Source organism: Kitasatospora sp. HPM-01-4 (genome assembly GCF_051374625.1).
Classification (GTDB): Bacteria; Actinomycetota; Actinomycetes; order Streptomycetales; family Streptomycetaceae; genus Kitasatospora.
In genome coordinates, this window is sequence record NZ_JBPQGP010000005.1 from 7072163 (window position 1) to 7097092 (window position 24930).

Here is a 24930-nt window from a genome sequence, read left to right on the forward strand (position 1 = left end):
CCCTGCCGCGGCCGGAGCGGTCACGCCGCGGCCGGCTCCCGCCGAGCGGCTCGGAGGTCGAGGACGTACTGGACGGCCAGGCACCCGAGCGTCCAGGCGGCGAGCAGGAGGAGGCCACCGGTCAGATGCGCGGAGTGGTAGTAGCCGGCGCCGCGCAGTGCCCGGACGGCGGCGGCCGGAGGCATGATCTGCGACAGGGGAGCCAGCCACGGCGGCAGGAAGGAAGGGGGCAGGATGCCCCCGGAGGTGGCGTTGCCGAAGATCAGCAGCACCACCGACGCCACCGGCATGCCGATCGGGCCGCACACCCGCAGCAGCACTCCGGCCGCTGTGGCGGTCGCCATGGCCAGCAGGCCCGCGACCAGGGCCACGGTGGCGAACGCGGCCGGCAGGGCGTGCAGGGCCGCGTGGCCGATGAGCGCCACCATGACGCCGGTCGCGGCCGCGAAGACCACGGTGGAGGCCAGCCGGGCGGCCAGCGGCAGGCGCGGGGCGATCTGGTACGAGGACACCGAGAACAGGAAGCCGGCCAGCACCACGCCGAAGGAGGCGTAGAAGACCGACAGCCCGCGGGTGTCGCCTGAGGCCAGCGGTACCACGTCCTCGACCGCTACCGGGTGGCCGACCGCCGAGGTGGCGGCGGCCTGCAGGCCGGCGACGGTGGACGGGCCCTGAGCGCCCGCCGCGATGAGCACCATGTCGTGGCCGCGGGCGACCAGGGCGGCGGGCACCTGGTCGTGCGCGACGGCGTCACGGGCGGCATCGGCACTGGGGTAGCGGTGGAAGGTGTACGCGTCGGGCGCGGTGTCGTTCAGGGCGAGTTCGGCCCGCGCGGCGGTCTGCTCGGAGGCTGCGATGCCCAGTGGCTGGTGGTGGGCCGTGGGCGCGTGGAAGGCCGCCAGGTACACCGCGACGAACACCGTTCCGATGGCCAGAGCGGTCACCACCGGAACGAGCATGGCCTTGCGGATTCCGGCACCTGCGGCGAGCACCGGGGTGGGGATGCCGGGCTCGGTGTCGAGCAGTGCGTGGCGACCGCGTCGCTCGCCGTTCTCGGGGCGGGAAACGGTCGGCATGTCGACGGATGCCCCCGCCGGCCGGTCGGTTGGCGAGGCGGACCGAGTCGGCTCGGCACCCTCGGGGGACGTGGGGACAGGCGTGGTGCGGTGCATGGCGAGGGTATCTGCCGCTTACGCGCGGCCTGCGGTGGGGGATTTCTTGCGGTGAACGCCAACAGGGCTTCAGCCGTGGGGACTTGCCCATGAGGCGCCAGTGCCGAGTCGGCCGGGGCGGACGACTGTCGGGCCGACGTGGACGAGGCTAACACGAACCGCAGGAAATCCTTCACTTATTCGGATTGCCGTACGCTCTAGCACGCAGACAGAGGACGACGACAGCAGAGGTGGACCACGGTGACCGGCAGCACCCCGGCGCGGCGCGGGACCCCGCGGCTGCGCGCCGACGCCGCACGCAACCGCGCCCAGATCCTGGCCGCCGCGCGCACCGCCTTCCGCGAGTCGGGCACCGCCGTCCCCCTGGACGAGATCGCCCGCCGGGCAGGCGTGAACATCGCCACCCTCTACCGGCGCTTCCCCGACCGCGACGCCCTGATCACCCAGGTCCTCCTGGACGGCTTCACCTTCGTGCTCGACACCGCCCGCACGGCGGCGAAGACGGCGCGGACCGACCCGCTCGCGGCCGTGGAGGCCTTCCTGCAGGATCTGATCGACCACCGCGACCTGCTGGCACTGCCCCTGATCGGGGGCCCCACGACGAACGATCCCCGGGCCCGCGAGCTGCAACGGGAGATCGCCGTCGCGCTGGAAGAGATCCTCGCCGAAGGGCGCACCCGCGAGGCCCTCCGCCCCGACCTCAGCGCGGTCGACCTCATCACCACCGTCGCGCTGATCTGCCGCCCCCTGCCCTACCTCCCACCCGGGCAGGCCACCGCGCTGGCCGCACGGCACCTCGGCGTCTTCCTCGACGGGCTGCGCCCGGACCGCACCCGTACCCTGCCACCGGCCCCCACCCACGAGGAGGTGACGGCCCACCTCGCCGTCGAGGCCGGGTCGGCCGACACCCCCACCGAGCCGTAACGTCCCGGGGCACCGAGAGATACGGTCAGGAATACGCTCGGAGCTTGGCGGCGAAGGGTACGAAGGCCGTCCACTCCTCGGGTGTGAACGACAGTTGGGGTCCGTGCTCGTCCTTGGAGTCGCGGACGAGTACGGCGTCAGTTGCGAGGGCCACCTCGACGCACTCGCCGCCCTCGCCTCCGCTGTGGCTGCTCTTGAACCAGGTCGGTCCCGTGGATTCCTCGGCGTTCATTGCTCTCCCAGCAGCTTATCGATCAAGGCCAACGAGTCCCGTGGGGTGAGAGCTTGACCTCGAATGCTTCCGTAGCGCGCGGCCAGCATACGGACTTCGACGGGTTCGGTGACGAGGTGGCCGACGCCTTGCACTTCCAAGTAGCCGACCTGAGGCTTGTTCTTCGGGGTCAGCAGGATGAACGGGCCGTCGACACCAGCGTATTCATGGCAGTCCAGCGGGAGCACCTGAACTGTTGCGTTCCGAAGCTGTCCAAGCTTCAGCAGATGTTCCAACTGCCCCTGCTGAACCAGGCGACCGCCGATCTCGCGGCGGAGCACCGACTCGTCGATGACAGCTGTCACGAGCGGAGCGGGCCAGCGGGTCAACGTTTCCTGGCGCGCGAGCCGTGCGGCGACGCGTTGCTCAATCGTCTCCTCCAGCAGTAGCGGTTGTCGCACGGAGAAGGTGACCCGTGCGTACTCCTCGGTCTGGAGAAGACCGGGAACCGTAAGCGTGCTGAAGAAGCTGATCTCCTCCGCCTCGGCCTCGAGTCGCGCGTAGTCCCGGAACCACGCCGGATGCCGTACCCGCGCCCGCGTCTTCGCCCGTACGACGTCCTCCTTCGCCGCCTTCAACAGGCCGCCCGCGCCCAGCAGTTCGTCCGCCGCGTCAAGGAAATCGGGCTGCGGGGTCCGCCGTCCGCGTTCCAGGGACGAGATCAGGTCCTCTCCGTAGTTCAGCCGCTCGCCCAGCTCCCGTTGGGTCAGTCCGGCGCGCTCGCGCAGGAGTCTGACCTGGCGGCCGATCGTCCGGAACAGGTCCGCCGACCCGTCCTCGTCCTCCGGCTGCTCGGGTCTGCGCTCCGTCAGCGCATCCGCCCCCGACATCGACACTCCGACCACCGCCTTGCCGACGAACCGTACAGGGCACCTTCCGTGCCGGTACGCATGCCCGCCGTACCGCGAGCCTTGCTGGTCAGCGTACGGCCGACCGCACACGCTGGGTGACGTGAACGCCGAAACAACACACCTTCCAGGCCCCGCCGTTGCCGCCGCCGCGCGCCACTTCACGGTGCTGCTCTCCGGTACGCGCCGGGGCGCGCGCCTCGCGCGCCGGTTCGCGGTGCAGCAACTCACCGACTGGGGTGAGCCGTACGAGACGGCCGAGCAGATCGTCGCCGAACTCGCCTCCAACGCCGCCGTGCACGGTCGTCTGCCCGGTCGGAGCTTCCGGCTCACGCTCTCGCTCGATCCGGGTGTCACGCTCCACATCGCCGTCACCGACCCTCGCCCGGAACTGCTCCCGGAACCCGGTGACTTCGGCGTTCTCACCGGAGAGGACGCGGAGTCGGGTCGTGGTCTACTGATCGTGGCCGCGCTCGCCGACCGCTGGGGCGTGGACCTCACCGTCAGCCCGGTCAAGACCGTCTGGGCCGAACTCGACCTCGGCGCAAGGTGATCGGACCAGCCTGACGCCTCGTCCGTTCCGGCGCAAACCACGGATGACGGCCAGTCACGGCGTGCTACGGTGCGGCTACGGAAACGAATCGACCCCGGCGGTGCTACCAACACCCCGGGGTCCGGCACGGGAGCAGAACCTCCTCATGCTCGTCCACTTTATCGCGCCCGCGCGCTATCTCCGGGCTTCCCACGACATCATCCGCCACCCGCGTCTGAAAGGGGTGGCGAAGACCCTCCTCCTGTGGGCGCTGTCCCTGCCTTTCAACAGCAAGGACACCATCCTGAGCATCGGTCGCCGGATGCCCGAGGGGCGGGAGGCCGTCTCCAGAGCGCGCGGCCAGCTGATCGACGAGGGATTCCTCCACATCCGCCGGTTCCAGCATCCGACCAAGGGCACCTGGGTCACCAAGGTGATGGTGACCAGCGTCCCGCTCACCGATCCGGAGGAGGTCGCCGCCGCCTGGGCCGCAGCGGAGGCGGCAGCCGCCACGGCGCCGAGTTCCGGGAACCCGACGGTCGGTGAACAGGTCAGTCGGGTTGTCGGCACTTCCCCCAAGGGGGAGAACAACGAGGAGAACACCTCCCTCCCCGCCCAGCCGCCTCCGGTACCCGAACCGACCCGGCTGGCCGCTCCCGATCCGTCCGCTCCCGATCCGACCGTTCCCGACCCGTCCGCCCCCGATCCGTCCGCTCCCGAGCCGGCCGCCACCGAGCCGGCCGCCACCGAGCCGGCCGCCACCGAGCCGGCCGCCGCCGAGGCGGCGCGTCTGCTCTGCGGACTCGGTGCGCGCGACCGGCGCCTTCGGCTCGGCCTGGCCGAAGCGTTGGAGCTGGCACCGCTGGTCTGCGAGTGGCTCGCCCGGGACGCCGGCCCGCACCGCCTCCAGGAAGCGCTGCTCGACGGCCTGCCCGACCGGGTCCATGCCCCGGCGGCGTTCCTGCGCAAGCGCCTGGAGGTCAAGATGCCCGCCGCCCCCGTCCTGGCCCCGCCGCCGCGCCTCGGCCATGAGTGCGCCCACTGCCGGGTCCCGACACCGGCCCCCGGAGTCTGCCGTCCCTGCGCCGGGCTCAACCGGTCTCCCGATCCGGACCCCGCCGCCGTGGCACGCACGCGCCAAGGCGCGGCCCGCGCCCGCGAGCTGATGCGCAGTGCCCGGGCGACCGCGCTCGTGGGCGTTGGCTGAGTGTGACGCGCGTCGACTGTGTGTTTCCTTAACTACCAATCGGTACAGGCGATCTGTCGCCACGTCGGGCACTACGCTGCCGTCCGTATCTCCGGATCGGTGACGGGCGTCGGCACCTGAGGTGTTCAGCCGTCGCCGGAAGCACTCGTTGCGGTGCCCGGGGCAGGGCAGCCCCGCCGCGCCGATCCACCTTCCTGACTTCGCAGCCAAGCAGGCTGACCGGTTGATCCCGCCCCGTGTTCAGGGGCGGCCCGGTCCGGCCTGCCGCTCATCCTTCCGCTCATCCTTCCGGGAGAAGCCGCAGTGGAATCCACCAGCTATCGGATGGTCGTCTCGACCGAACAGGACTTCGTGACGGCCGCCGCCGTTGCCGAGCAGCAGCTCGCCGCGTGGCTCACCGGCAAGCGCTACGACGCGTCGGCTCTCCTGGACGGCCGTAACGAGATTGCCCCGAACGTCACACTCGACCGCGACTCCTACTCCGGCCGGCGCGGCGCCTACACGCGCTGGAGGATGCGCGAGACGCCGTCCAGCCGGATCGGCACGTGGCAGTCCACCCTGACCGTCCGTGACGACCACCAGGACGACCAGCGCCTCACCTGGGTGCAACTCGACGTCGAACACCTTCCGTCCGGGCCCGACGAGCAGCCTTCCCGGGTCAACACGCCCAGGATCGCCAGGCCCCTCCTGGAGGCGCTGCGGGCCCGTGACGGACTGGCCGACGTCACCCCTCTGCCGCTGCTCATCACACCCGGGGACGTGGACGAGGTCATAGAGGAACTGTGCGACCCTGACCGGCGGTTGCCGATCGTGGTCGCCAGCGTGCCGTACCGCAAGGACGCCGACCGGTGGACCGACTCCGTCGTGGAGAAGGCGTTCGCGTATCTCGCCGGACTCGCGGTGCTCTACGTGCTGACCGCCGAAGCGCAGCCCGAGTTCAACCAGGCGCTCGAGTTCCACCCGGTCTACGGCGGCGGTGTCCGCACCTATCTCCCGGGGATCGATCTCGCCTGGAAGCAGGACGCCCAGCGCCACCCCGTGATGTCACGCTCCACCCTGGAGGCCGATCCCCGCCGCGCGGCCGCGATCCTGGCCGCACTCCCGCAGCGGCACGCCCGACTCGTGCCGCTGCCCCAGCCCCTCAGCACGCTGCCCGTACAGCGCACCCGTCCCCGTCCGCTGACGCAGGGGTCGGAGCTGGAGCGGCTGAAGTCGGAGAACGAGACGCTGTACGCGATCCTCTCGGACGCCGAGCAGACCGAGGCGGCCCGCGTCGAGGAAATCGGCGAACTGCGCCGTGAGCGGCAGGAACTGGAGTTCCGCACCTACGAGTTGAGCGGCGAGTACGACGAACTCTACGAGGAGCTCCAGAAGGCACGCCGCCGGGTGCGTGCTCTGCAGGTCCAGTTGGAGAAGGCAGGCGCGCGCGATCTGGCCTATGCCGAGCAGGGGTCCACCGCCATCGCCCGCCCGAGGAGCTTCGCGGAGCTCCTGGACCGCATTCCCGATCTGGCGCACATCCGCTTCACCGGAAGCCGGAAGGTCACGCTCTCCCTCGACGACCACCCGGTGGACAACTGGGTCGAGATGGCCTGGGACGGTCTGCTCGCCCTGGAGCACTTCGCGGCCGCCTCCGCCGAAGGGACGGCGCACTGCGACTTCCGCGCCTGGTGTTCGTCATCGTCGGCCGACGTCCACCCGTTCCCCGTGGGCAAGGTGAAGATGGTGGAGTCCGACGCGGTGGGCAACCGCAGGCGCTGGAAGGAGGAGCGCACCTTTCCCGTACCGCCCGAGGTCCACCCCGACGAGAAGGTGTACATGCAGGCCCATCTCCGGATCGGCGGCGGCAACACGGTGGCTCCGCGCCTCCACTTCTACGACGACGGCTCGAACACGGGTCTGCTGTACGTCGGTTACATAGGGCCCCACCTGACCAACACCCTCACCTGAGAGGTGCATCGGCCCACCGGTGGCCTGCTGCGCCGGTGGGGACGAACCAGGTCAGCGGCGCCGCTTTCGGCTGCGGCGGGTGGTGCCTCCGCGCCGGGCGCCGTTGATGCGTCCGAGCTGTGCGGAGCGTTCGCGCAGCGGACCGTCGGCAAGGGAGTGGAGCGTCGCGAGCCCGGCCCGGTCGGGGTGTCCGGAGGCCAGCGCGGCGGCGATGATCTCCCGGGCCTGGCTGCGGCCTTGGGAGAGCAGCGAGTCCACGGTGGCGTCCCGGCCGCCGATCTCCAGGAGCTGCAGCAGGCCCTCGGCGACCATCAGCAGCGACTCGGGCTCGGTGAGGTCGTCGGGGTCGAGGACCTCGAGGCGGGTGAGGATGCTCAGGGCGGTCGGGGCGAGGTGCCGGTCGCTGCGGAGAGAACGCAGGAGCTTCTCGCCTTCGACGTCCGGAAGGGCGGTGGCGAGGGTGTCGAGCATGGCCTCGGCCCGGGTGCGCCACGGCGTGTCCCGTACGGCCTGGAGGAGTTCGCTCAGCGCGGGTTCGGCGCCGCCGTGCGTGGCGGTCCAGATGGTGAGCTCGGCGCGGGCGGATTCGGGATCGTAGTGCTCGGCGAGTACCCCCAGGAGCCCGGCGGCCGGAGCGTGGGCGAGTTCGCCGATCAGGGGTGCGTCGCGGCCTTCGGCGAGCAGCCGCAGCCGCACGGCATGGGTGCCGAGGTCGGTGAGGCGGATCAGCTCGACCGGGCCGGCGGTGAGCTCCCGGCGCAGGTCCTCGGCGCGTCGGGGAGCGTCGAGGTCGGGGGCCGGAGCGCCCGGGAGGGTCGCCGGTTCCACGGGCGTCCCCGAAGGCAGGGCCGGGGTGGGCGGCGTGGGCGGAAGGTCGAGGAAGGCCGGATGGGCCATGCCCCGCTCGCGGGTGAGGACGCCGAACTGCTCCAGGACGTCGAGGACATGGCGAAAGTCGTCGTCCGCCTCCTGCAGCCACGTGCGCTCCAGTTCCGGCTCCTGGCCCCAGGAGCGGTAGTGGGCACGGTAGGCCAGGTGGGTCGACTCGCGCAGCCCGGGCCAGGGCATCGGGTACGGAAGGCTGTAGAGGGTGTTGAGGACATCGGGCAGGAGGTCCTCGTACGCCGTGAACATCATCGACGCCGCGTGGTACCGGTCCCGGCCGATCAGTGCCTTGCGCAGTTCGAAGAGCGTCTCGAAGGCTCGCTGCCACAGCGCGAGCGGGTCCTTGAGCAGCGGTTTGGCCGTGGCCACCGCGTACACGCGGCCCTTGGCCGACCGGACCACGCGGGCCCTCTTCGCCCACTGGAAGACCAGGTGCAGGTGCGGCAGATCGGCGCTGGTGCGGGGTGAATCGTGACGGTCGCCGGTGCCCAGGGCGGTGACGAGTTCCCGGGCGTCGGCGAGTGTGAGCCGCCCGGCCTTCGCCAGTTCCCGGCCGTCCTTTCCGGCCCACTCCGCGAGACCGGCCAGTTGCCCGACGAGGGGGACGGCCGCCGCGGCGGCGCGCAGTTCGTCCTCTCCCGGCAGCGTTACGGGCAGCTGGGGCTCGGCACGTTCGACCCCGGGCGGGCCGGTGAGGCGGTGGCGCTGGACGATCGCCGCCAGCGCCGCCTCGTCGTAGGGAACCCGGCCGTGCCGGGCGCGCTCGGTGAACCGCTCCAGCGCACGCTGGTCGAAGACGTCGACGCCCTGCTCGGCGGCGACGGTCGTCCAGAACTTCGCCAGCCCCCAGCGGGTGCGGTCGGCCATCGCCTCCGCGAACCTAGGCGCCACCGCGTCGATCGCACGTTCCAGCTCGAGCGGCGGTTCACCCAGAGGATCGTCCAGCCCCATCGCTCGCAGGAACCGCAGGAGGGCCAGGAGCCCTCCCGGGCCGTCGGCCGGCGGCTCACCGGGCAGTTGGGTGAGCGTGCGCGGCAGCCAGTCGAGCAGGAACTCCACCACATGCCGCGCCTGCCACCGCCCCAGCCGGCCGTCGACCGTACCGCGGTGTCGGTAGTCCAACGCCGACTCCGCCACCACCGGGTCGCACGCCTCACCGCGTTCCTCGCACCAGGCCACAAGGCGGCTGACCAACTGCTCACAGCAGACCGTGAAGCCGTTCTCGTCATCCGGCTCGAAGAACATACGCATGGGACTCGGTGCCTCGCGGGGGACGGTGGGTTGACTTCGTCAGCCTACCGGTGCGGGGCGAGCGATGACGCCGTGTCATGAAACGATCACGTCCTTGTTGTCAGAGGACCGGCGGCCCCTGCTCGATGCGGCGCAGGACCGGTGCGAGCCGGTCGAGTTCACCGCTGTCCAGGATCTGCCGTTCGTCCCACCAGGTGGCTCCGGCGTCCAGCAGCGGCCCGATCGAGTCGAGCGCCTTCGCACCCTTGCCGGCGGTCGTTCCACCGAGGACGATCTCGAAGGGACTGTCCTTCCTGTCGCCGCGCTGCTGGTGGAGGTAGGCGACCAGGTCGCGGACCTCGTCGACGGGCGGGATGTGGCCGTGCCTGGCGGAAGTGAACAAGGGGACCGCACCGTCCCAGCGGGCGGCGCGGCGCATCGGCGGGCGGTTCGGCCAGAATCCGGCGATCCAGACCGGGGGTCGAGGGCGTTGCACGGTGGCGGGCAGCAAGGTCACGTCCCGTACCCGGTAGTGCCGCCCGTCGTGGTCCACGGGCTCGCCCGTCCAGAAGCGCTGCAGCAAGTCCAGCCCCTCGTCGAGGCGTTGGGCGAGTACGAGGGGGTCGGTCGTGTCGCCGAAGCGGCCGTACTCGTCCTCGATCGGACCGCCCAGACCCGCCCCGAAGATGACCCTGCCGCCGCTGAGATTGTCCAAGGTGGCCACTTGGCGGGCGAGTTGCTGCGGACGCCGCCGGGCGACGGGGGTGACCAGCGTGCCCAGCCTGATCCGCGAGGTCGCCAGCGCCGCGGCCGTCAGCAGCATCCAAGGGTCCCCGTACGGCCGCTGCTGGTACCGTCCGTGCACAACGTGGTCCCAGACGAACAGCCCGTCCCAGCCTGCCTGTTCCGCTGCTTGGGCGACCGTCGCCACCGTCCTGGGATCGGCGAAGTCACCGAAGTTCGGGATGTTGATGGAGAAGCGCATCCCTGCATGCTCCTCCGCACGGCGAGGCGCGGCAATCGGATATCAGGACATGGTCGGCGGCAACCCCCGCCCCGGTCGCGGCCGCCCGACCGCACGCCGAGGCGGCTAGCATGCGTGGCGGTCATCGGGCCGAAGAGGGGTGCGAATGAGGTATCTGCAGGGGGAGGAGCTGGCCGTCTACCGGGCGCGGGTCCGTGGCTGCCTGCTCGGCGGAGCGATCGGGGACGCGCTGGGCAACCCGATCGAGATGAAGTCGATGGTCACGGTCGAGGCCCAGTACGGGGAGGAGGGCATCACCGGGCTGGTCCCGGATCGTCACGGCATGGTCGGGACGATCACCGACGACACCCAGATGACCCTGTTCACGGCCGAGGGCTGGCTGCGCGGCTACGCCCGCATCATGGCGGACGGCGGCAGGGTGGAGACCGCCCTGGTGCAGGAGGCCTACCTGCGCTGGCTGGACACCCAGCAGCACGACGCGCCGCCACCCGAGCTCAGCGCTCCGCACCGCACCGGATGGTTGCGCAAGGAGCCCTGGCTGTACGCGCGGCGCGCCCCCGGCCGCGCCTGCGAGTTCGGCGTCCCGAAGAACCACGTCCCCGACCCGCTCGGCGCGGTCGACGGCACCCCCGGCCCGGTCAACCCGGACGCGAAGGGGTGCGGCTCGGTGATGCGCTCCGCGCCGTTCGGCTTCACCGACGCGAGCCCCCAGTACGCCTTCGAACTCGCGGCACGTTGCGCCCGGATCACCCACGGTCACCCGACCAGCTACTACGCCTCCGGCGCCTTCGCTGCCATGATCAGCCACCTGATGACCGGCGAGTCCCTGGCGGGCGCGGTCCGCCTCGGCATGGAGCTGCTGGCCCGCTACCCGGGGCACGAGGAGACAACCGCCGCCCTGCGCAAGGCTGTTGGCCTCGCGGCAGCCGGCCCCGCGACTCCGCAGAAGGTGGAGAGCCTCGGCGGCGGCTGGATCGCGGAGGAGGCCCTGGCCATCGCCGTCTACGCGGCGCTGGCCCGCACCGACCACTGGAAGGACCGCACCCCGATCGAGTCCGCGCTGCTGCTGGCGGTCAACCACTCCGGCGACAGCGACTCCACCGGCGCGATCTGCGGCAACCTCCTCGGCGCCCAGCACGGCGACGCCCTGCTGCCCCAGCACTGGCTGGCCCAGATCGAGGGGCGGGCCCAGATCGCCATGCTCGCGGACGAGTTCACCGCCACCGTCTGCCCGGGCGGACAGCGACCGTAGGACTACTGACGCCGCGTCGGGAAACGGGACGTCGTCGCCTCACCCCGGCGGTCCACGCGGAAGCCGTCGGACCGCCGGGGACGTGGTCGGTGATCAGTCGAGGGTCAGGCCCAGAACGCCCTCGGGAAGACCGAGGCAGACCAGGCCGGTCGGATCGATCGCGAGATCGCCAGCGGGCAGACCGAGGCGAAGGTCAACCATCGTGGCGGCAGTGCCCCAGCGGCGGAGGCGGATCAGGCCGTCGGCCCAGGCGGATGCGATCAGCAGGCCCTTGGGCGTGCTGGCGACGGCCACGGCCGTGACCAGGTGGTCGCGGGCGTCGACCGGGTCCGGCATCGGCGGGCGCCCGTGCATCCAGGTCCATATCTTGCCGTCCGCACCGCCGCTCACCACGAGGACGCCACCGTCCACCCGGGCCAGGTCGAGGCTGGTGACCGGGCCGTTGTGCAGCGGCTGGTCCGGGGACAGGAACGCCTCTCCGCCGAGGCGGACGTACGTCACTTTGCCGCCGCCGTCCCCGACTGCCTGGATCGGGCCACCGTCACCACTGAGGGTGGCGATGGCGGAGACTCCGTCGTCGATGTACTCGGGGAGCCCCTCGGCCGCGCGGGAGGGCTTACCGGGATCGCCGCCGAGGGGCACGGCGGTGACGACGCCCTTGCGGTCCAGTACGAACACTCCGCCGTCCTCGCCGCAGGCCAGGCCGGCGACGAGTCGGTCGCGGGGCCGGAACGGGCCGGTCTTGAGGGAGTGCTGGCCGGTCTCAAGCTCGATGAACCCGACAACGCGGCTGAGGGCCAAGGCGAGGAGCCCGGCGAAGGGGCCTGCGCCCAGGGCCAGCCGTTGCACCCGGTCCCCGTCTTCCCGGTACGACCACAGCGCCCGCCACCCCTGGCCCGACTTCGCGGCACACCAGTCGGCGGCCTGCTGGTCCCGGCCTGCCAGCCAGGCGTGCAGGGCAGCGGCCTTCACAGTCGGCTCGGAGGTGCCGATCACCACCGGCCCGGCGAGATGCCATGCCTTGGCGAGCTCGCTTTGCGTGCCGCCGGTCGCCTGGGCGTGCTCGAATGCGGCGGTGACCTCGATCGGATCGGCGTGGACCAGGAACTCGGGGTCCGACAGGAACTGGTCTGCGGCACCCGCGTACAGGGCATGGCGCAGCAGCAGTCCGAGCCAGCCCGGTGCGACCTTCGTCAGGTCGGCCCAGCTGCCATTGGACTGCCGGAGACCGGCGCTGATCTCCCGTACCAGCGCAGTGTGGTCGAAGGGCGGAGCCCCGGCCGCAACCTGCGCGAGCTGTTCGGGTTCCAGCCGGCAGAGTCGGCGTTCGGCCGACGGTGGGACGTACCCGCCCGCCTTGCGGACGACTCCCCGGCTGTCCACGGGCAGCATGAGCCATTCCTCGCCGGTGAGCGGCCGTCCGGAGGCGGCGAGCGAGTGGATGGCAGGGCGCAGTTCGTCCGGCAGTGCCGCCCACCAGGCTGAGGCCAGTTGCGACGCCCGGTCGGCGGGCGAGGCTGCCGGGCTCAGAGTCGCTCCGGTGGGGGTGCGGGCGGCGAGGTGGGCCAGACCGGGGCTCGGGTAGACCTGGTCAGCGACCACCCCGGCACCAGCCGCCTTGGCGCACCAGGCGGTGAAGCGGTCCTTGTCGGTCCAGCGGGGGTCGTCCAGGTCGAGTACGGCTTCGCCGGACGCGGCGGCGGTCAGTGCCGTTGCGGCGGGTGCGCCGGAGGCGGACTCCACCAGCACCCGCAGCCACGGGACTTGGAGCAGCGGGGTGAGAAGTTCGGTGGCGATCCGTTCGGGCATGTCGGGCAGCAGGTCGCTGCCGGCCCGGTCGAGGTCGGTGACCACCAGGACCCGGGGTACGCCGTCCTGCAGCGCCTCCGTCAGATCGGCGGGAGTGCCGCCGGCCACGCCGAGCCGGTCGGCCAGCAGCCAGGTTGCGCTGCGGACCGTCAACCCCGTGGCGGAGAGCGTCGCATGGACGCGCCGTCCGGTCCTGGGGTTGTCTATCGGGCAGGCTGTGGCAAGCCAGGTGAGCAGGTGGGTGCGGCCACTGCCGGAGGAGCCCGCGATGCGGCAGAACCTGGGTGCCCTCGGGTCCTCCAGCCAGTCCAGCAGCGCTTGGCCGGCCGCTCGGCGGCCTGCCCGCAGTGGCGGTACCGCACTGGCTTCGCCTGACGTAACGGCTGCTTCGGGGGTGGAGCCGTACACCGGGTTGTGCCAGAAACGCAGCAGCACGCCCCGGGAGTCGACCTGCCAGGCCCCCTCCACCGCTTGCGGGGGGACCCGCCCCGCCGAGTCGTGGCCCTCGTCCACCTTGTACAGCCAACCAGCCCCGGCCTCAGCCTGCTTGAGCTGCTCGTTGGTGATCGGCGGGTCGGGACGGTACCCGATCGGCGGCACCGGCTCCTTCGGTGGCGTCCAGCCCTTGGCGGCAAGGCTTTTCAATTCGGTGAGGCTGCTCGCGACGGCTTTGGACTCAATGACGATGTGCCCGTAGAACGGATGTCCCGGGTCCGCAGCAAGCTGCTGGACGGCTTGCGTCGGGGGAAGCCCTTGGGACTTGGCCTCGAGCAGCTTTGCGGACCAGAAGATGGCGGAGTTCAGGTCACCGTCCGCCAGTCGCCGTTCGAAGTCGGCGGCGTCGTCAGCGTCACAGGTCCAGAGGTAGCCGGTAACCCGGCCGTGTTCGTTGGCCACCGTGTAGAACTCGACGGCCTGGTCCGTGCTGTCCGCGTAGCGCGGCGGCCCCTCATCGACCACCACGAACGCCAGGTCCTCGTAGAGACGTTCGCTGGTCCAGCTGCTGGGCTTCACCGATCTTCCCTCGTAGTCATCACAGGACCTCACCGTAGACATGGAGTTTGCCGTCCGCGGACTTGATCACTTTATCGACCCGCCACTGCTGCCCTCGGCCGAGCAACAGCTCTCGCTCGGTAGAGCCGAACTGCCCCGCGCCCTCCACCCAGAGCCCGGGTATCCCCGCGGGGACCTTGAGGTGCAGCATCGCCGATTGGCCCCGGAACGCGGCTGGGACATCCCACCCGGGTGAGGTGGACATGAAGCCCGGTTCGGTGAAGGTCTTTCCCGGCATCTTGTCCGGGGGTAGGTCCAGATAACCGAGATCGACGCCCCGGCTGACCACGACGTCCTCCGGAACAGGATGGGCCGTCATAGCCCTGTCGAGTTCGGCGATGCGGTGCGCCATGTCACTTGTGAGGTCCTCCTGGCCGCGGAGAGGCCCGTTGAACTTGCCGCTGCCCTCCGTGTAGGCCGCGATCGCGTCCTTCTGCGACTGGGGAAGCCTGCTGACATCTTCATTCCACGACTTTCCGAAGTCCATGACGTCGTAGTCGTCCATCATTCTGCGGGTGCCCTTGGAGATCTCCGCCTTGGCGGCGCTCATCTCCTCCTCGGCCAAAGCCCGCTTTTGCGCGACTTCGGGGTCTTCCCTGTCCCGGAACCAGTCCGGTAGCTCGCGCTCCGGCGCGGGCGTGTGCTCAGCAGCGGGCTCATGGGCGGGAGCCGGTTCGTGGGCAGGGGTGTGTTCGGGCGCGGGCGTGTGCTCGGGAGCAGGCTCCACCGCGTGCTCGTGTGCCGGTGCGGGATCGGGTTCAGGAGTGTGGGTCGGGGCGGGTTCGTGGGTCGGGGCGGGGGCGGGCTCAGGTGCGTGGGTCTGGACCGGTTCGGGGGTGGTTGGGCGGACGGCGCCGGGTTCGGGGGGTCGGACGTGTTCGGGGAAGGCGCTGACGTCGAAGTGGGGCGCGCTCGGGCGGTTGAACGCGGCCCCGGCGGCCCGTTCGGCTGCGTCGGCGGCGGCCTTCTGCGCGGCGTTCTCGGCCGCGTTCTGCGCCGCGGTTTCCGCGGCCTTGATGCCGCCGCGTTCGCCGGCGGCGGCCGCCGCGTCCATGGCCACCCGCGCGCCCGCGACACCGGCCTCGCTGCCACCGCCGGTGGCCAGACCCGACAGCAGGTTGAAGATGGCCGTGCCACCGGCCTCGGCCGGGTCCTTGCCCCAACCGGAGCCCACGACGGCCGAGACCAGCTCGGTCGGATGGTTGGCGGTGTGCACCAACCCGGCGGCAACCGTGTTCAGATGATCGAGATACAGCGCGGGGTGAGTGAGGTTGTAGGGGTCCATCGGGTTCACACCGCGCACGAACTTCACCAGGTCGGTCGCGCCCTTGACGACACCGCCCTCGAAATGGACCACACCGACCACGGCCTCCACGTTCAGGTCGGCGAAGTCCATACCGAGCCGGGACAGCAGACCCGGCTCCTTCGGCGCATGACCGGTCGCAGCCGCCAGCGCGTCCGCAGCCGTCCGGGCCGCGCTGTCCCGCTGCCCGCGCGCGGCCCGCAGCATCTCCTGAGCCTGCTTGAGACCGGCCTCACCGGGGTCGTGGAACTCACCGGGAGCGGTCGGCGCGGCGACGTTCTGCCCGGCCGCCGCCGCCCGACGGCAGTCATCGAGAGCGCTGTTGTACTCCCCGACCTGCCGGTTGTACGCGTTCCGGGCTTCCTCCGACGCCTTCCTGGCGGCGTTGTAGGTGTCGATGGCCTGCTGCGCCTGCTCCTGCGCCCAGCTGACCGTGCCCTGGTACACCTGCAGCGCCCTGCCCGCGGCCGCGCACGCGTCACCGGTGGTCATCCACGCTTTGGCCTGCGGGGAGAACTTCTTCCGGAACGCCTCCGCAGCCTCACCCTGCCAGTGCTCGGAATCCAGCCGGGTCATCCCCGCACCGGTCTCCTCGAAGGCCTGGGCGAACTTCTGCAGGTGCTGCGCGCTCTCCCCGATCGCGTCGGCGTCACCGTGCAGCAGTTCCTTCGGGTCCTCGCTCTCCCCGAGGTTCCGTTCACCGATCGCTGCGCCGAGGTCGTCGGCGACGTGATCGCCCCAGTCGTCGACCGTGTGCGCCGCGTCGTGCAGGCCGACCAGGTCCAGGCCCTTGCCCGCGAGGTGCGCGTTGGCGTCGACGAACTCGCCGAATCCGCGCTTGACCGAGCCGAGGACGCTCATCAGCCGCCCCCGCCGTTCGCCTGGGAGGACATCTGGTTGAGCTGCTTGGCCATCGCCTCGGCCTTGGCCCGCTTGGCCGCCAGCTCGTCCAGGTTGCCGTCCATCATCGCCAGGGCCTCGACGTTCGTGTTGGACAGCAGGTCGGCCTCTTCGTTCTTCCAGGTGGCCGCGGAGTGAACCGCCTGGTCCTGGAAGGACTTCGCCGAGTAGTCCGCGTCCCGCACCTGGGTGTAGGGGTTGTCCGAGAGCGTCTTCCCCCAGGACCGGCCCTCCACCTGCTCCCGCGTCAGGTTGGGATCGCCCAGCGCGGCGTTCGCGACGTCCTTCGCCACCCCCGACACGTACTGCTCCTGGTCGTGGTAGATCCCGGCGGACAGGTGCAGTTTGTCGGCGATCTCATTGCCGGCCTGTACCAGCGCCCGGACGCCCCAGGACCAGCGCTCGCAGAACTCGTCGAAGGCCTTCTTCACGTCCTGGTTGCCGAGTTGCATTCCCGTCAGTTCGAGCTCGGTGAAACCACGCCCGACCTCGGCGCCCTCGGCCATGCCGATGGACTTCAACTCAGCGATGGCATCGTTGATCCCGGCTGCCGTCAGCTTCAACGCCTCCGGGTCCACCTGGTATCCCCCGGCCATCAGCGCCTGCCCCCGTTCAGCGCGCCGGTACCCGCTGCCGAGGCGGGCGCGGGGCTGACGTCCAGCGCGACCGAATCCGGCACGATCCCGCGCACCGGCGGGAACAGCATCGGCTGCCCGCCCGCCACGTCCAGCGCCACCCCGCCCGGCACGCCCAGGGCCGGCACCGCCACATCCAGCAGCCGCGAACCGTACACCGACAGATAGTCCAGCCGCGTCCCGTCGAAACTCCTGGCCCGCGCGAAAGCCGTCAACTCCGCCTCACCACTGAACGCGTAGATCCACCGCAGCCCGCCCTCGTCGCCGGTCCACACCAGACCAGCCGAAGTCCTCGGCACCAGAACCACACTCGACCGGAACTCTCCGACCAGCAGCCACGGATCCCCCATCTGCGCATGCAACATCCGGAGTTGATGCGCCAGCCCGGAGTTGGCCACCAAGTCCCCCCTCACTCATGGTCAACAGTGCATCACTCTATCGAACGCATGGTCAGTGCTCGGTGCGGCCGGCGGCGGCGTACAGGAGTAGCTTGACGAGGCCCTCAAGCCCGAGGGGCTCGGCGGCCGGCAAGGTGTCGGGAGTTGTTCGGGGCGGGTGGTGTCCGGGCGTGAGTCACCCGCGCCGGTTGGCGCTTTTAGCGGCGAGGCGGACCTCGAAGCCGTCGAGGAGGGACTGAAGGCCGAACGCGAAGGTGTTGTCGGGCGCTGCGGCGTATTCCGTGGCGGCCGTGGTGCCGAGGCGTTCGCGCAGGCGCGGGAATTGCATCGCGGTCTCGGTCGCGCGTGTCATGGCATCGGCCATCATTTGCTCGGCGTCCGCGCCGTTCTTGTTCAGCCGACGGTTCAGTGAGACCTGTGCGGCAGGGCCGAGCGCGTTGCCGAGCACGAAGGTGAACACGGTGGCGGCCGCCCGGTCCGCGTCGCCGGCGGCGAAGCCCGCCTTCTCGTAGATGGCCAGGCTGAGGTCGTTGTACCGGGCCTGGCCGGGACCGTGCAGAAGGTGGCTGCCGAATGCCTGGCCGAGCCAGGGGTGCCGGGTGAGCATCGCGTACATGCCGTTGGCATGGGCGGTGGCCGCCGTGCGCCAGTCGCAGGCGTCGAGATCGGGCAGCTCGACCTCGTGCCAGATCGCGTCGCCGGCGAGCCGGACCAGGTCGTCCTTGGTCTTGATGTGCCAGTAGACGGCCGTGGCGGCCGAGCTGAGCCGTTTCGCCAGGCTCCGCATGTTGAGGCCGTCCAGCCCCTCGTCGTCGAGCAGCTCGATGGCTGCACGGACGATCCGGTCTGCGGTCAGTGTGTCTCGCGGCATGACCACCACCCTACTTGAACTTAGTTCGTGACACGTCTTGCACTTTGTTCGAGTGGCTGCCTACGCTTCCCCCCGTACTTAGTTCAAGTGCTCTGAGGGGGAGTCATGTCGCAGGACCGGTTGTCGGAATTCATCAAGGCGCAGGCCACGGAGCTGGGCGTTCCAGGTGCAGCTGTCGGGGTGCTCCTGGACGGCCAGGAGATATCCGCCTCGCACGGTGTGACCAGCCTCGACAACCCGCTGCCGGTCGACGAGAAGACGCTCTTCCCGCTGGCGTCGGTGTCCAAGACCTTCACGGCGACGGCGCTGATGCGCCTGGTCGCCGAGGGGAAGGTGGATCTGACCGCACCGGTGCGGCGCTACGTACCCGAGCTGAAGCTGGCCGACGAACAGGCCGCAGCGCAGATCACCGTCCTGAACCTGCTCAACCACACCGCGGGCCTGGACTGGAACCTGATCGACGACGGCGAAGGCGACCGGTCCCTGGCCGGACTCGTGGCGAAGCTTCCCCAACTGCCGTTGATCGCACCGCCCGGGGCCCGCGCCTCGTACAGCCAGGCCGGCTACAACCTGGCCGGGCGGGTCGTCGAGAAGGTCACGGGTCTGCCTTTCGAGCAGGCCATGACCTCGCTCGTGCTGGAGCCGGTGGGCCTGTCGGACACCGTGTACGGACTGGCGGAGGTGATGGTCCGCAAGTTCGCCGTCGGCTACAACCGGGGCGAGGGCGGCGAACTGCGAGCCGCCCGGCCCTGGGGAGCGTTCAGGGAGGGCGCGCGCGCCGACAACCCCGGCGGCGGCCTCGCCTCCTCGGTGAGCGACCTGCTGCGCTGGGCGCGGTTCCAACTCGGCGACGGCGATGGCGTACTGCCCGCCGCTCAGCTGCACCGCATGCGGGAACAGACGGTCGAGCTGCGCGCCAGTACGCTCGGCGACGGCTTCGGCATCTGCTGGTTCCTGCACGACCTGGACGGTCTCCACGGGATCGGCCACGGCGGCTCGGGCAACGGTCAGTTCGCCGAGCTGCTCATCGTGCCCGAGCGCAACTTCGCGGTGGTCTCCCTCGCCAACGTCGGCCCGGACGGCTACCCCTTCAACCAGTCCGTCGTACGGTGGGCGCTCGAGCACTACCTCGACGTCGTCGAGAAGACGCCGGAACCGCTCCCGTACGACGAGAGGAAGGCCCAACAGGTCGCCGGCCGCTACGAGATCGACGCCATGAACCTCGATATCGCCACCGACGGCACCCGCCTCACCCTGGCAGTCGGGATCAAGCCGGAGATCCGCGAGGCGTCGAACGAGGAAATGCCCCCGGACTACCCGGCCGCGGCCATCGGCTTCCTCCCCGGCGAGGGCGACGAGTACATCCTCACCGAAGGCGGCCTCAAGGGACAGCGCGGCTACTTCTCCCGCGACGCCAACGGCGCGGTCATCGGCGTGGACCTCGCCGGCCGGCTCTTCAAGCAGGTCACGCGAACGTCCTGAGCCAAACCGGTATCGACCATGCCGCCTGATCTCCGGGGGTGCGACGTCGGTGCGCCCTCCTCTTTCGATCGGCTGAACGCTCATCGGCTGAACGCTCACTCCTGTAGTCGCCACCGAGAGACGGTCATGCCACCGCGTTCGAGGGTGGTCGGGCCGTTGGTGGCGTACTGCACGGGAGACGGATCCGAGGCCTTAGTGTCCAGCAGGACTTCGAGGTCTTGCCCGCCCAGAGGCTGTGTGGTGGGTGCAGTGGGCTGATGCCCGATCAGGGGTGGTCCTCATGGGGCCGCCCCTCGATCGTGTGCGGCAGACGTCGGTAGCGGCAACGCCTGGCGTCGTTCAACGCCTGGCGACGTGCGACACCTGACACAACCGCTTGACGCCGTGGCGGCGTTGGTGGGCGCAGGCGAACTTGAAGCGGTTCACCGGTGCGCCTCCCCGGCGAGATGTCGGTGGCCTCGCAGAGGATGCCTCCGCCCTGTGCTCCGGAAGGCAGTTCTTCTCCACCATCAATAGGACTTCTGTCCACACCAGCAACAAAGGTTCGATTTTTCCGGCGTCCGACGTCCCGGGTGAAGGATCATCACTCGCTCGCGCAAACCTTCGGCGGGGCAAGATCACCGCATGGAGTTAATGTCATCGGCTTCCCAAGTCGCTTGGGCGAACCGGCCGTTACTGTTGCCCGGGATCTGGGCGGGTTATCCGGATGTTTCTCCCCTTTAGCTCTTCCCGGGTCACGCGCCGCGCCAGCCATCTCACTTACGAAGAGGGCCCGTCCGATGACCGTTGATATCAATCCGCAAGCACAGCCGGAGTCGCCCGAGCGGTCCAGTCTGAGTACGGCGGGTGCCCGCAACCTCGCCACTACGACGAAGTCCGCCCCGCAGATGCGGGAGATCACCTCTCGCTGGCTGCTGCGGATGCTCCCCTGGGTGGAGACCAAGGGCGGCACCTACCGGGTGAACCGTCGGCTGAGCTACACCGTCGGCGACGGGCACATCGAGTTCATCCAGGAGGGCGCCGACGTCCGGGTCATCCCGCGCGAGCTCGGCGAGTTGGCCCTGCTGCGCGGCTTCGAGGACATGGAAGTGCTGACGGCGATCGCCCGCCGGTGCGTCCAGCGCGACTTCCGAGCCGGTGAGACGCTGGTCGAGCGTGGTGCACCCGCTGAGCAGATCCACCTGATCGCCCATGGCCGGATCAGCCAGACCGCCGCCGGCAAGTACGGCGACAAGGTCGCGGTCGCGGTACTCGCCGACGGCGACCGGTTCGGTGAGAACGCCCTGCTGGACGCGGACGCCCGGTGGGACTACACCGCCACCGCCATAACCGCCGGCACCCTGCTCACGCTGTCCCGCGCCGACTTCGCCGCCGTGATGTCTACGGCGCCGAGCCTCCAGGCCCACATCCGGCAGTTCAGTTCGCTGCCCCTCCAGCGACAGAACCGTCACGGTGAGGCCGAGATCGCACTGTCGGCGGGCCACACCGGTGAGCCCGAGCTGCCGGGCACGTTCGTCGACTACGAGCTGAAGCCGCGCGAGTACGAACTCTCCGTCGCACAGACCATTCTGCGGGTCCACACGAGGGTCACCGACCTCTACAACGGGCCGATGAACCAGACCGAGGAGCAGCTCAGGCTCACCATCGAGGCGCTGCGCGAGCGCCAGGAGTACGAGCTGGTCAACAACCGGGAGTTCGGTCTGCTGCACAACGCCGACTTCAAGGAGCGCATCCAGGCCCACTCCGGTCCGCCCACCCCGGACGACCTCGACGAGCTGCTCAGCCGCCGCCGCGGCTCCAAGTTCTTCGTCGCCCATCCCAGGGCGATCGCGGCGATCGGGCGCGAGTTCAACTCCCGCGGGCTCTACCCAACCCATGTCGACCTCGGCGGGCAGCAGGTGCCGGCCTGGCGCGGAGTCCCGATCCTGCCGTGCAACAAGATCCCCGTCACCAAGGGGAACACCAGCTCAATCCTGGTCATGCGCACCGGAGAGGACGACCAGGGCGTCATCGGTCTGCGCCAGACCGGTCTGCCGGAGGAGTACGAGCCAGGTCTGTCGGTGCGCTTCATGGGCATCGACGAGAAGGCGGTCATCTCCTACCTCGTCACCACCTACTTCTCCGCAGCCATCCTCGTGCCGGACGCGCTCGGCGTGTTGGAGAACGTACAGGTCGCCCACAGGCGCGACTAGCAGACCTGCCCGACCCGGCAGCCACGGCAGCCCGAGCCTTCCGGGCCGGCCGGGCGCGCCCGGGGCCGAGACAGCCGCCCACCCCCCCAAGGATCCATGGATGCCCAACCCCGAGCCCTTTCCTCTGCAGTTGAACCCATCCGCTGTTCCCCACACCGGGGCGCACCCCCTCACCGGTGCGACCGCCCGCGCCCGCAACGCGGGGGACGCCACCAACGGGCCTCCCGCACCGTCCGTGCCCGCCCCGCTCTCCGCCGATGTCCCGCTCTCCGCTGACATCCCGCTCTCAGCCGACATCCCGCCCTCCGTCGACGTACCGACCGCTGCCGACGTACCGACCGCCGCCGACGTCCCGATCACCGAGGCACGGACATCGAGCGTGGCTCTGGAACGGATCCTGCGTGGCCCAAGTGGCCTGGGCACGGCGAGCCTGTACCTGGCCCGGCGGGAGGAGCCGTCGGCGCCGCTGGGACCGCCGGCGGCTCCGGCGGAGGGCAACCCGATCCCCGGTCTCTACTACCACCCGGTGCCGGAGCCCGACCCCGTACGGGTGGAGGAGGTCAGCCAGAGGATCAAAGCCTGGGCGCTGGACGAGGTCGACCTGTACCCCGATGAGTGGGAGGACCAGTTCGACGGCTTCTCCGTCGGGCGCTACATGGTCGCCTGCCATCCGGACGCTCCCACCGTCGACCACCTGATGCTGGCCACGCGCCTGATGGTCGCCGAGAACGCGGTGGACGACTACTACTGTGAGGACCACGGAGGCTCGCCCATCGGCCTCGGCGGACGCCTTCTGCTGGCGCACACCGCCCTCGACCCCCTGCACACGACGGAGGAGTACCAGCCGCCATGGGCGGAGTCGCTCCTCTCCGATGCGCCTCGACGTGCCTACCGCTCCGCCATGGAGTACTTCCTCCAGAAGGCCAGCCCTTCCCAGGCCGACCGGTTCCGGCACGACATGGCGCGCCTGCACATGGGTTACCTCGCCGAAGCCGCCTGGGCCCAGACGGATCACGTGCCCGAGGTGTGGGCGTATCTGGCGATGCGTCAGTTCAACAACTTCCGTCCCTGCCCGACCATCACCGACACCGTCGGCGGCTACGAACTGCCGGCGGACCTGCACGCTCAGCCCGCCATGCAGCGGGTCCTCGCGCTCGCCGGGAACGCCACCACCATCGTGAACGACCTGTACTCGTACACCAAGGAACTCGGTGGCCAAGAGCGGCACTTGAACCTTCCCGTGGTGATCGCCGAACGTGAGGGCGTCTCCGACCGCGAGGCCTACCTGAAGGCAGTCGAGGTCCACAACGACCTCATGCACGACTTCGAGACCGAAGCCGCAGCCCTGGCCGCCACCTGCCCCCTCCCGAGCGTGCAGCGCTTTCTGCGGGGCGTGGCGGTGTGGGTCGACGGCAACCACTACTGGCACCAGACCAACACCTATCGCTACAGCCTGCCCGATTTCTGGTAAGAAGAACGGACTTATCTGTGACCAGCACCGAGCCCACCACCATGGTCGCCCCTTCCACCGGCACCTCCGCGTTCATCCCCACCCCGGTGAGTGACTACCAGAAGGACATCGCCCGCTACTGGGACCACGAGGCCAGGCCCGTGAACCTGCGTCTCGGTGATGTCGACGGCCTCTACCACCATCACTACGGCATCGGCGAGGTCGATCACAGCGCTCTCGGCGATGCCGAAGACAGCGCGTACGAGAAGAAGTTGATCGCCGAGCTGCACCGTCTGGAGTCGGCGCAGGCCGAATTCCTCCTGGACAACCTCGGCCCCGTCAAGCGCGGCGACACGCTTGTGGACGCCGGCTGCGGACGCGGCGGCTCGATGGTCATGGCCCACCAGCGCTTCGGGTGCAAGGTCGAGGGCGTCACCCTGTCGGCCAAGCAGGCCGACTTCGCGAACCAGCGTGCCCGCGAACTCGGCATCGAGGACCAGGTCCACGCCCACGTCTGCAACATGCTCGATACGCCTTTCGAGACCGGGAAGGCCACGGCCTCGTGGAACAACGAGTCGACCATGTACGTCGACCTGCACGACCTCTTCGCCGAGCACGCCCGCATCCTCGCGTTCGGCGGCCGCTACGTGACCATCACCGGCTGCTGGAACCCGCGTTACGGCCAGCCCTCGAAGTGGGTCTCCCAGATCAACGCGCACTTCGAGTGCAACATCCACTCCCGGCGGGAGTACCTGCGCGCCATGGCCGACAACCGTCTCGTACCGCAGGCCGTCATCGACCTCACCCATGCGACCCTGCCCTACTGGGAGCTGCGGGCCACATCGTCCCTGGTCACAGGAATTGAGGAAGCGTTCATCAATTCCTACAAGGACGGCTCCTTCCAGTACCTCCTGATCGCAGCCGACCGCATCTGAGCGGTCGTTCGGCCGGGGGCCGTTTTGCCACCCGCTGCCCTGAGATCCGTTGCGGAAGTACTGGTCGCAGCCACTCGTTGACGGCTGCGACCAGTACTGCTGCTTCTCCTGGCGGACGTCCGGCACCACTCGCCGGGCTGCACGATGGCCCGCTACGGGCGCCGGCGGAAGGACGGGGCGCGGCGACCGGCGGCCTCCGGAGCGGGGCGACCGGGCCTGTCCGCCTTGGTCTGACCGGGAGTCTCCGGCTCCGTTGGTCACGCGGTTGGTCACGTGACGGCTGAACCGTGCCAGGAAAGCAGAAGGACCCCAGATCAACTGGGGTCCTTCTTTGGTGTCCGAGGGGGACTTGAACTCTCGCCTCGGACGCCAGCGCTATAGGCCTCTGACCTGTGCGGCGGAGCGGTGACGGCGTTCGCCGGGACCAACCCCGCAGGCGCGGGGAGCAGGACCGTCTCTCGGTCGGGGAACCATTTGCGGCGGGACCAACCCCGCAGGCGCGGGGAGCGGGGCCGCGGCCATCACCCGGTCCACCTGCCGCAGGGACCAACCCCGCAGGCGCGGGGAGCGGATGCTGGAGGCAGCCGTCATCATCCGGCCGTAGGGACCAACCCCGTAGGCACGGTGAGCAGTTGCTTGCGAGGAT

The 24930-nt window shown here is 70.1% G+C and carries 19 protein-coding genes and 1 CRISPR repeat array (1 of these 20 running past the window's edge); of the genes, 9 read left to right on the forward strand and 10 right to left on the reverse strand.

Going from position 1 to position 24930, the window contains the following annotated elements:
- Positions 1-20: 20 nt before the first annotated feature.
- On the reverse strand, positions 21-1076 hold the full coding sequence (locus tag ACSMTC_RS30965) for an ABC transporter permease (protein WP_436563037.1): 1056 nt from the start codon (positions 1074-1076) through the stop codon (positions 21-23).
- Positions 1077-1412: 336 nt separating this feature from the next.
- Between ACSMTC_RS30965 and ACSMTC_RS30970 the strand changes: the two genes are divergently transcribed.
- The gene (locus tag ACSMTC_RS30970) at positions 1413-2096 is read left to right on the forward strand and encodes a TetR/AcrR family transcriptional regulator (RefSeq protein ID WP_436563038.1); all 684 of its coding nucleotides are present in this window, start codon (positions 1413-1415) and stop codon (positions 2094-2096) included.
- Positions 2097-2121: 25 nt separating this feature from the next.
- Here ACSMTC_RS30970 and ACSMTC_RS30975 read toward each other — a convergent pair whose 3' ends face one another.
- Positions 2122-2328: a DUF397 domain-containing protein gene (locus tag ACSMTC_RS30975; protein WP_436563039.1), complete on the reverse strand. Its 207-nt coding sequence runs from the start codon at positions 2326-2328 to the stop codon at positions 2122-2124.
- The gene (locus ACSMTC_RS30980) at positions 2325-3197 is read right to left on the reverse strand and encodes a helix-turn-helix domain-containing protein (protein ID WP_436563040.1); all 873 of its coding nucleotides are present in this window, start codon (positions 3195-3197) and stop codon (positions 2325-2327) included. Before ACSMTC_RS30980 ends, ACSMTC_RS30975 begins: the two co-directional genes overlap by 4 nt.
- 121 nt (positions 3198-3318) lie before the next feature.
- Between ACSMTC_RS30980 and ACSMTC_RS30985 the strand changes: the two genes are divergently transcribed.
- The 3 genes from ACSMTC_RS30985 to ACSMTC_RS30995 all read left to right on the forward strand — a co-directional run bounded on the left by ACSMTC_RS30985 (position 3319) and on the right by ACSMTC_RS30995 (position 6904).
- Complete coding sequence (locus ACSMTC_RS30985) at positions 3319-3768, forward strand: ATP-binding protein (protein ID WP_436563041.1); 450 nt, start codon at positions 3319-3321, stop codon at positions 3766-3768.
- Between the two features lie 145 nt (positions 3769-3913).
- A complete protein-coding gene (locus ACSMTC_RS30990) occupies positions 3914-4954 on the forward strand; it encodes a hypothetical protein (protein WP_436563042.1) in 1041 nt (346 codons plus the stop codon).
- Between the two features lie 303 nt (positions 4955-5257).
- Positions 5258-6904: a hypothetical protein gene (locus ACSMTC_RS30995; protein WP_436563043.1), complete on the forward strand. Its 1647-nt coding sequence runs from the start codon at positions 5258-5260 to the stop codon at positions 6902-6904.
- Between the two features lie 51 nt (positions 6905-6955).
- Here the strand turns inward: ACSMTC_RS30995 and ACSMTC_RS31000 are convergent, their stop codons facing one another.
- A complete protein-coding gene (locus ACSMTC_RS31000; protein ID WP_436563044.1) occupies positions 6956-9040 on the reverse strand; it encodes a hypothetical protein in 2085 nt (694 codons plus the stop codon).
- Between the two features lie 100 nt (positions 9041-9140).
- Positions 9141-10004, reverse strand: a complete 864-nt coding sequence (locus ACSMTC_RS31005) for an LLM class flavin-dependent oxidoreductase (protein ID WP_436563045.1) — start codon at positions 10002-10004, stop codon at positions 9141-9143.
- Positions 10005-10149: 145 nt separating this feature from the next.
- Here ACSMTC_RS31005 and ACSMTC_RS31010 point away from each other — a divergent pair, with 145 nt between their 5' ends.
- A complete protein-coding gene (locus tag ACSMTC_RS31010) occupies positions 10150-11256 on the forward strand; it encodes an ADP-ribosylglycohydrolase family protein (protein WP_436563046.1) in 1107 nt (368 codons plus the stop codon).
- 93 nt (positions 11257-11349) lie between these two features.
- Here the strand turns inward: ACSMTC_RS31010 and ACSMTC_RS31015 are convergent, their stop codons facing one another.
- From ACSMTC_RS31015 to ACSMTC_RS31035, 5 genes are all read right to left on the reverse strand, one after another.
- Entirely contained in the window at positions 11350-14079 is a 2730-nt protein-coding gene (locus ACSMTC_RS31015; RefSeq protein WP_436563047.1) for a hypothetical protein, read from the reverse strand.
- A 19-nt stretch (positions 14080-14098) separates the two neighbouring features.
- Entirely contained in the window at positions 14099-16282 is a 2184-nt protein-coding gene (locus ACSMTC_RS31020) for a putative T7SS-secreted protein (RefSeq protein WP_436563048.1), read from the reverse strand.
- Entirely contained in the window at positions 16282-16917 is a 636-nt protein-coding gene (locus ACSMTC_RS31025) for a hypothetical protein (protein ID WP_436563049.1), read from the reverse strand. Before ACSMTC_RS31025 ends, ACSMTC_RS31020 begins: the two co-directional genes overlap by 1 nt.
- Entirely contained in the window at positions 16917-17354 is a 438-nt protein-coding gene (locus tag ACSMTC_RS31030; protein WP_436563050.1) for a hypothetical protein, read from the reverse strand. Before ACSMTC_RS31030 ends, ACSMTC_RS31025 begins: the two co-directional genes overlap by 1 nt.
- A 175-nt stretch (positions 17355-17529) precedes the next feature.
- Positions 17530-18225, reverse strand: a complete 696-nt coding sequence (locus ACSMTC_RS31035) for a TetR/AcrR family transcriptional regulator (RefSeq protein WP_436563051.1) — start codon at positions 18223-18225, stop codon at positions 17530-17532.
- Between the two features lie 105 nt (positions 18226-18330).
- On the opposite strand from ACSMTC_RS31035, the gene ACSMTC_RS31040 reads away from it, so the two are divergent.
- The 4 genes from ACSMTC_RS31040 (at position 18331) to ACSMTC_RS31055 (ending at position 24284) form a co-directional block, all read left to right on the forward strand.
- The gene (locus ACSMTC_RS31040; RefSeq protein WP_436563052.1) at positions 18331-19707 is read left to right on the forward strand and encodes a serine hydrolase domain-containing protein; all 1377 of its coding nucleotides are present in this window, start codon (positions 18331-18333) and stop codon (positions 19705-19707) included.
- 779 nt (positions 19708-20486) lie between these two features.
- A complete protein-coding gene (locus ACSMTC_RS31045; protein ID WP_436563053.1) occupies positions 20487-21899 on the forward strand; it encodes a family 2B encapsulin nanocompartment shell protein in 1413 nt (470 codons plus the stop codon).
- 100 nt (positions 21900-21999) lie between these two features.
- A complete protein-coding gene (locus tag ACSMTC_RS31050) occupies positions 22000-23370 on the forward strand; it encodes a family 2 encapsulin nanocompartment cargo protein terpene cyclase (RefSeq protein ID WP_436563054.1) in 1371 nt (456 codons plus the stop codon).
- A 17-nt stretch (positions 23371-23387) separates the two neighbouring features.
- The gene (locus tag ACSMTC_RS31055) at positions 23388-24284 is read left to right on the forward strand and encodes a geranyl diphosphate 2-C-methyltransferase (protein ID WP_436563055.1); all 897 of its coding nucleotides are present in this window, start codon (positions 23388-23390) and stop codon (positions 24282-24284) included.
- Between the two features lie 420 nt (positions 24285-24704).
- Positions 24705-24930: direct repeats of the CRISPR family, unit length 29 nt; unit sequence GGGACCAACCCCGCAGGCGCGGGGAGCAG (it continues 1146 nt past the right edge of the window).

Excerpts from the sequence above, each read along its gene's own strand:
- ACSMTC_RS31005 (WP_436563045.1), bottom strand. The coding sequence starts at position 10,004 with ATGCGCTTCTCCATCAACATCCCGAACTTCGGTGACTTCGCCGATCCC.
- ACSMTC_RS31010 (WP_436563046.1), top strand. The coding sequence starts at position 10,150 with ATGAGGTATCTGCAGGGGGAGGAGCTGGCCGTCTACCGGGCGCGGGTC.
- ACSMTC_RS30975 (WP_436563039.1), bottom strand. The coding sequence starts at position 2,328 with ATGAACGCCGAGGAATCCACGGGACCGACCTGGTTCAAGAGCAGCCAC.
- ACSMTC_RS31020 (WP_436563048.1), bottom strand. The coding sequence starts at position 16,282 with ATGAGCGTCCTCGGCTCGGTCAAGCGCGGATTCGGCGAGTTCGTCGAC.
- ACSMTC_RS30990 (WP_436563042.1), top strand. The coding sequence starts at position 3,914 with ATGCTCGTCCACTTTATCGCGCCCGCGCGCTATCTCCGGGCTTCCCAC.
- ACSMTC_RS31025 (WP_436563049.1), bottom strand. The coding sequence starts at position 16,917 with ATGGCCGGGGGATACCAGGTGGACCCGGAGGCGTTGAAGCTGACGGCA.
- ACSMTC_RS31040 (WP_436563052.1), top strand. The coding sequence starts at position 18,331 with ATGTCGCAGGACCGGTTGTCGGAATTCATCAAGGCGCAGGCCACGGAG.
- ACSMTC_RS31035 (WP_436563051.1), bottom strand. The coding sequence starts at position 18,225 with ATGCCGCGAGACACACTGACCGCAGACCGGATCGTCCGTGCAGCCATC.
- ACSMTC_RS31045 (WP_436563053.1), top strand. The coding sequence starts at position 20,487 with ATGACCGTTGATATCAATCCGCAAGCACAGCCGGAGTCGCCCGAGCGG.
- ACSMTC_RS30980 (WP_436563040.1), bottom strand. The coding sequence starts at position 3,197 with ATGTCGGGGGCGGATGCGCTGACGGAGCGCAGACCCGAGCAGCCGGAG.
- ACSMTC_RS31050 (WP_436563054.1), top strand. The coding sequence starts at position 22,000 with ATGCCCAACCCCGAGCCCTTTCCTCTGCAGTTGAACCCATCCGCTGTT.
- ACSMTC_RS30965 (WP_436563037.1), bottom strand. The coding sequence starts at position 1,076 with ATGCCGACCGTTTCCCGCCCCGAGAACGGCGAGCGACGCGGTCGCCAC.
- ACSMTC_RS31000 (WP_436563044.1), bottom strand. The coding sequence starts at position 9,040 with ATGCGTATGTTCTTCGAGCCGGATGACGAGAACGGCTTCACGGTCTGC.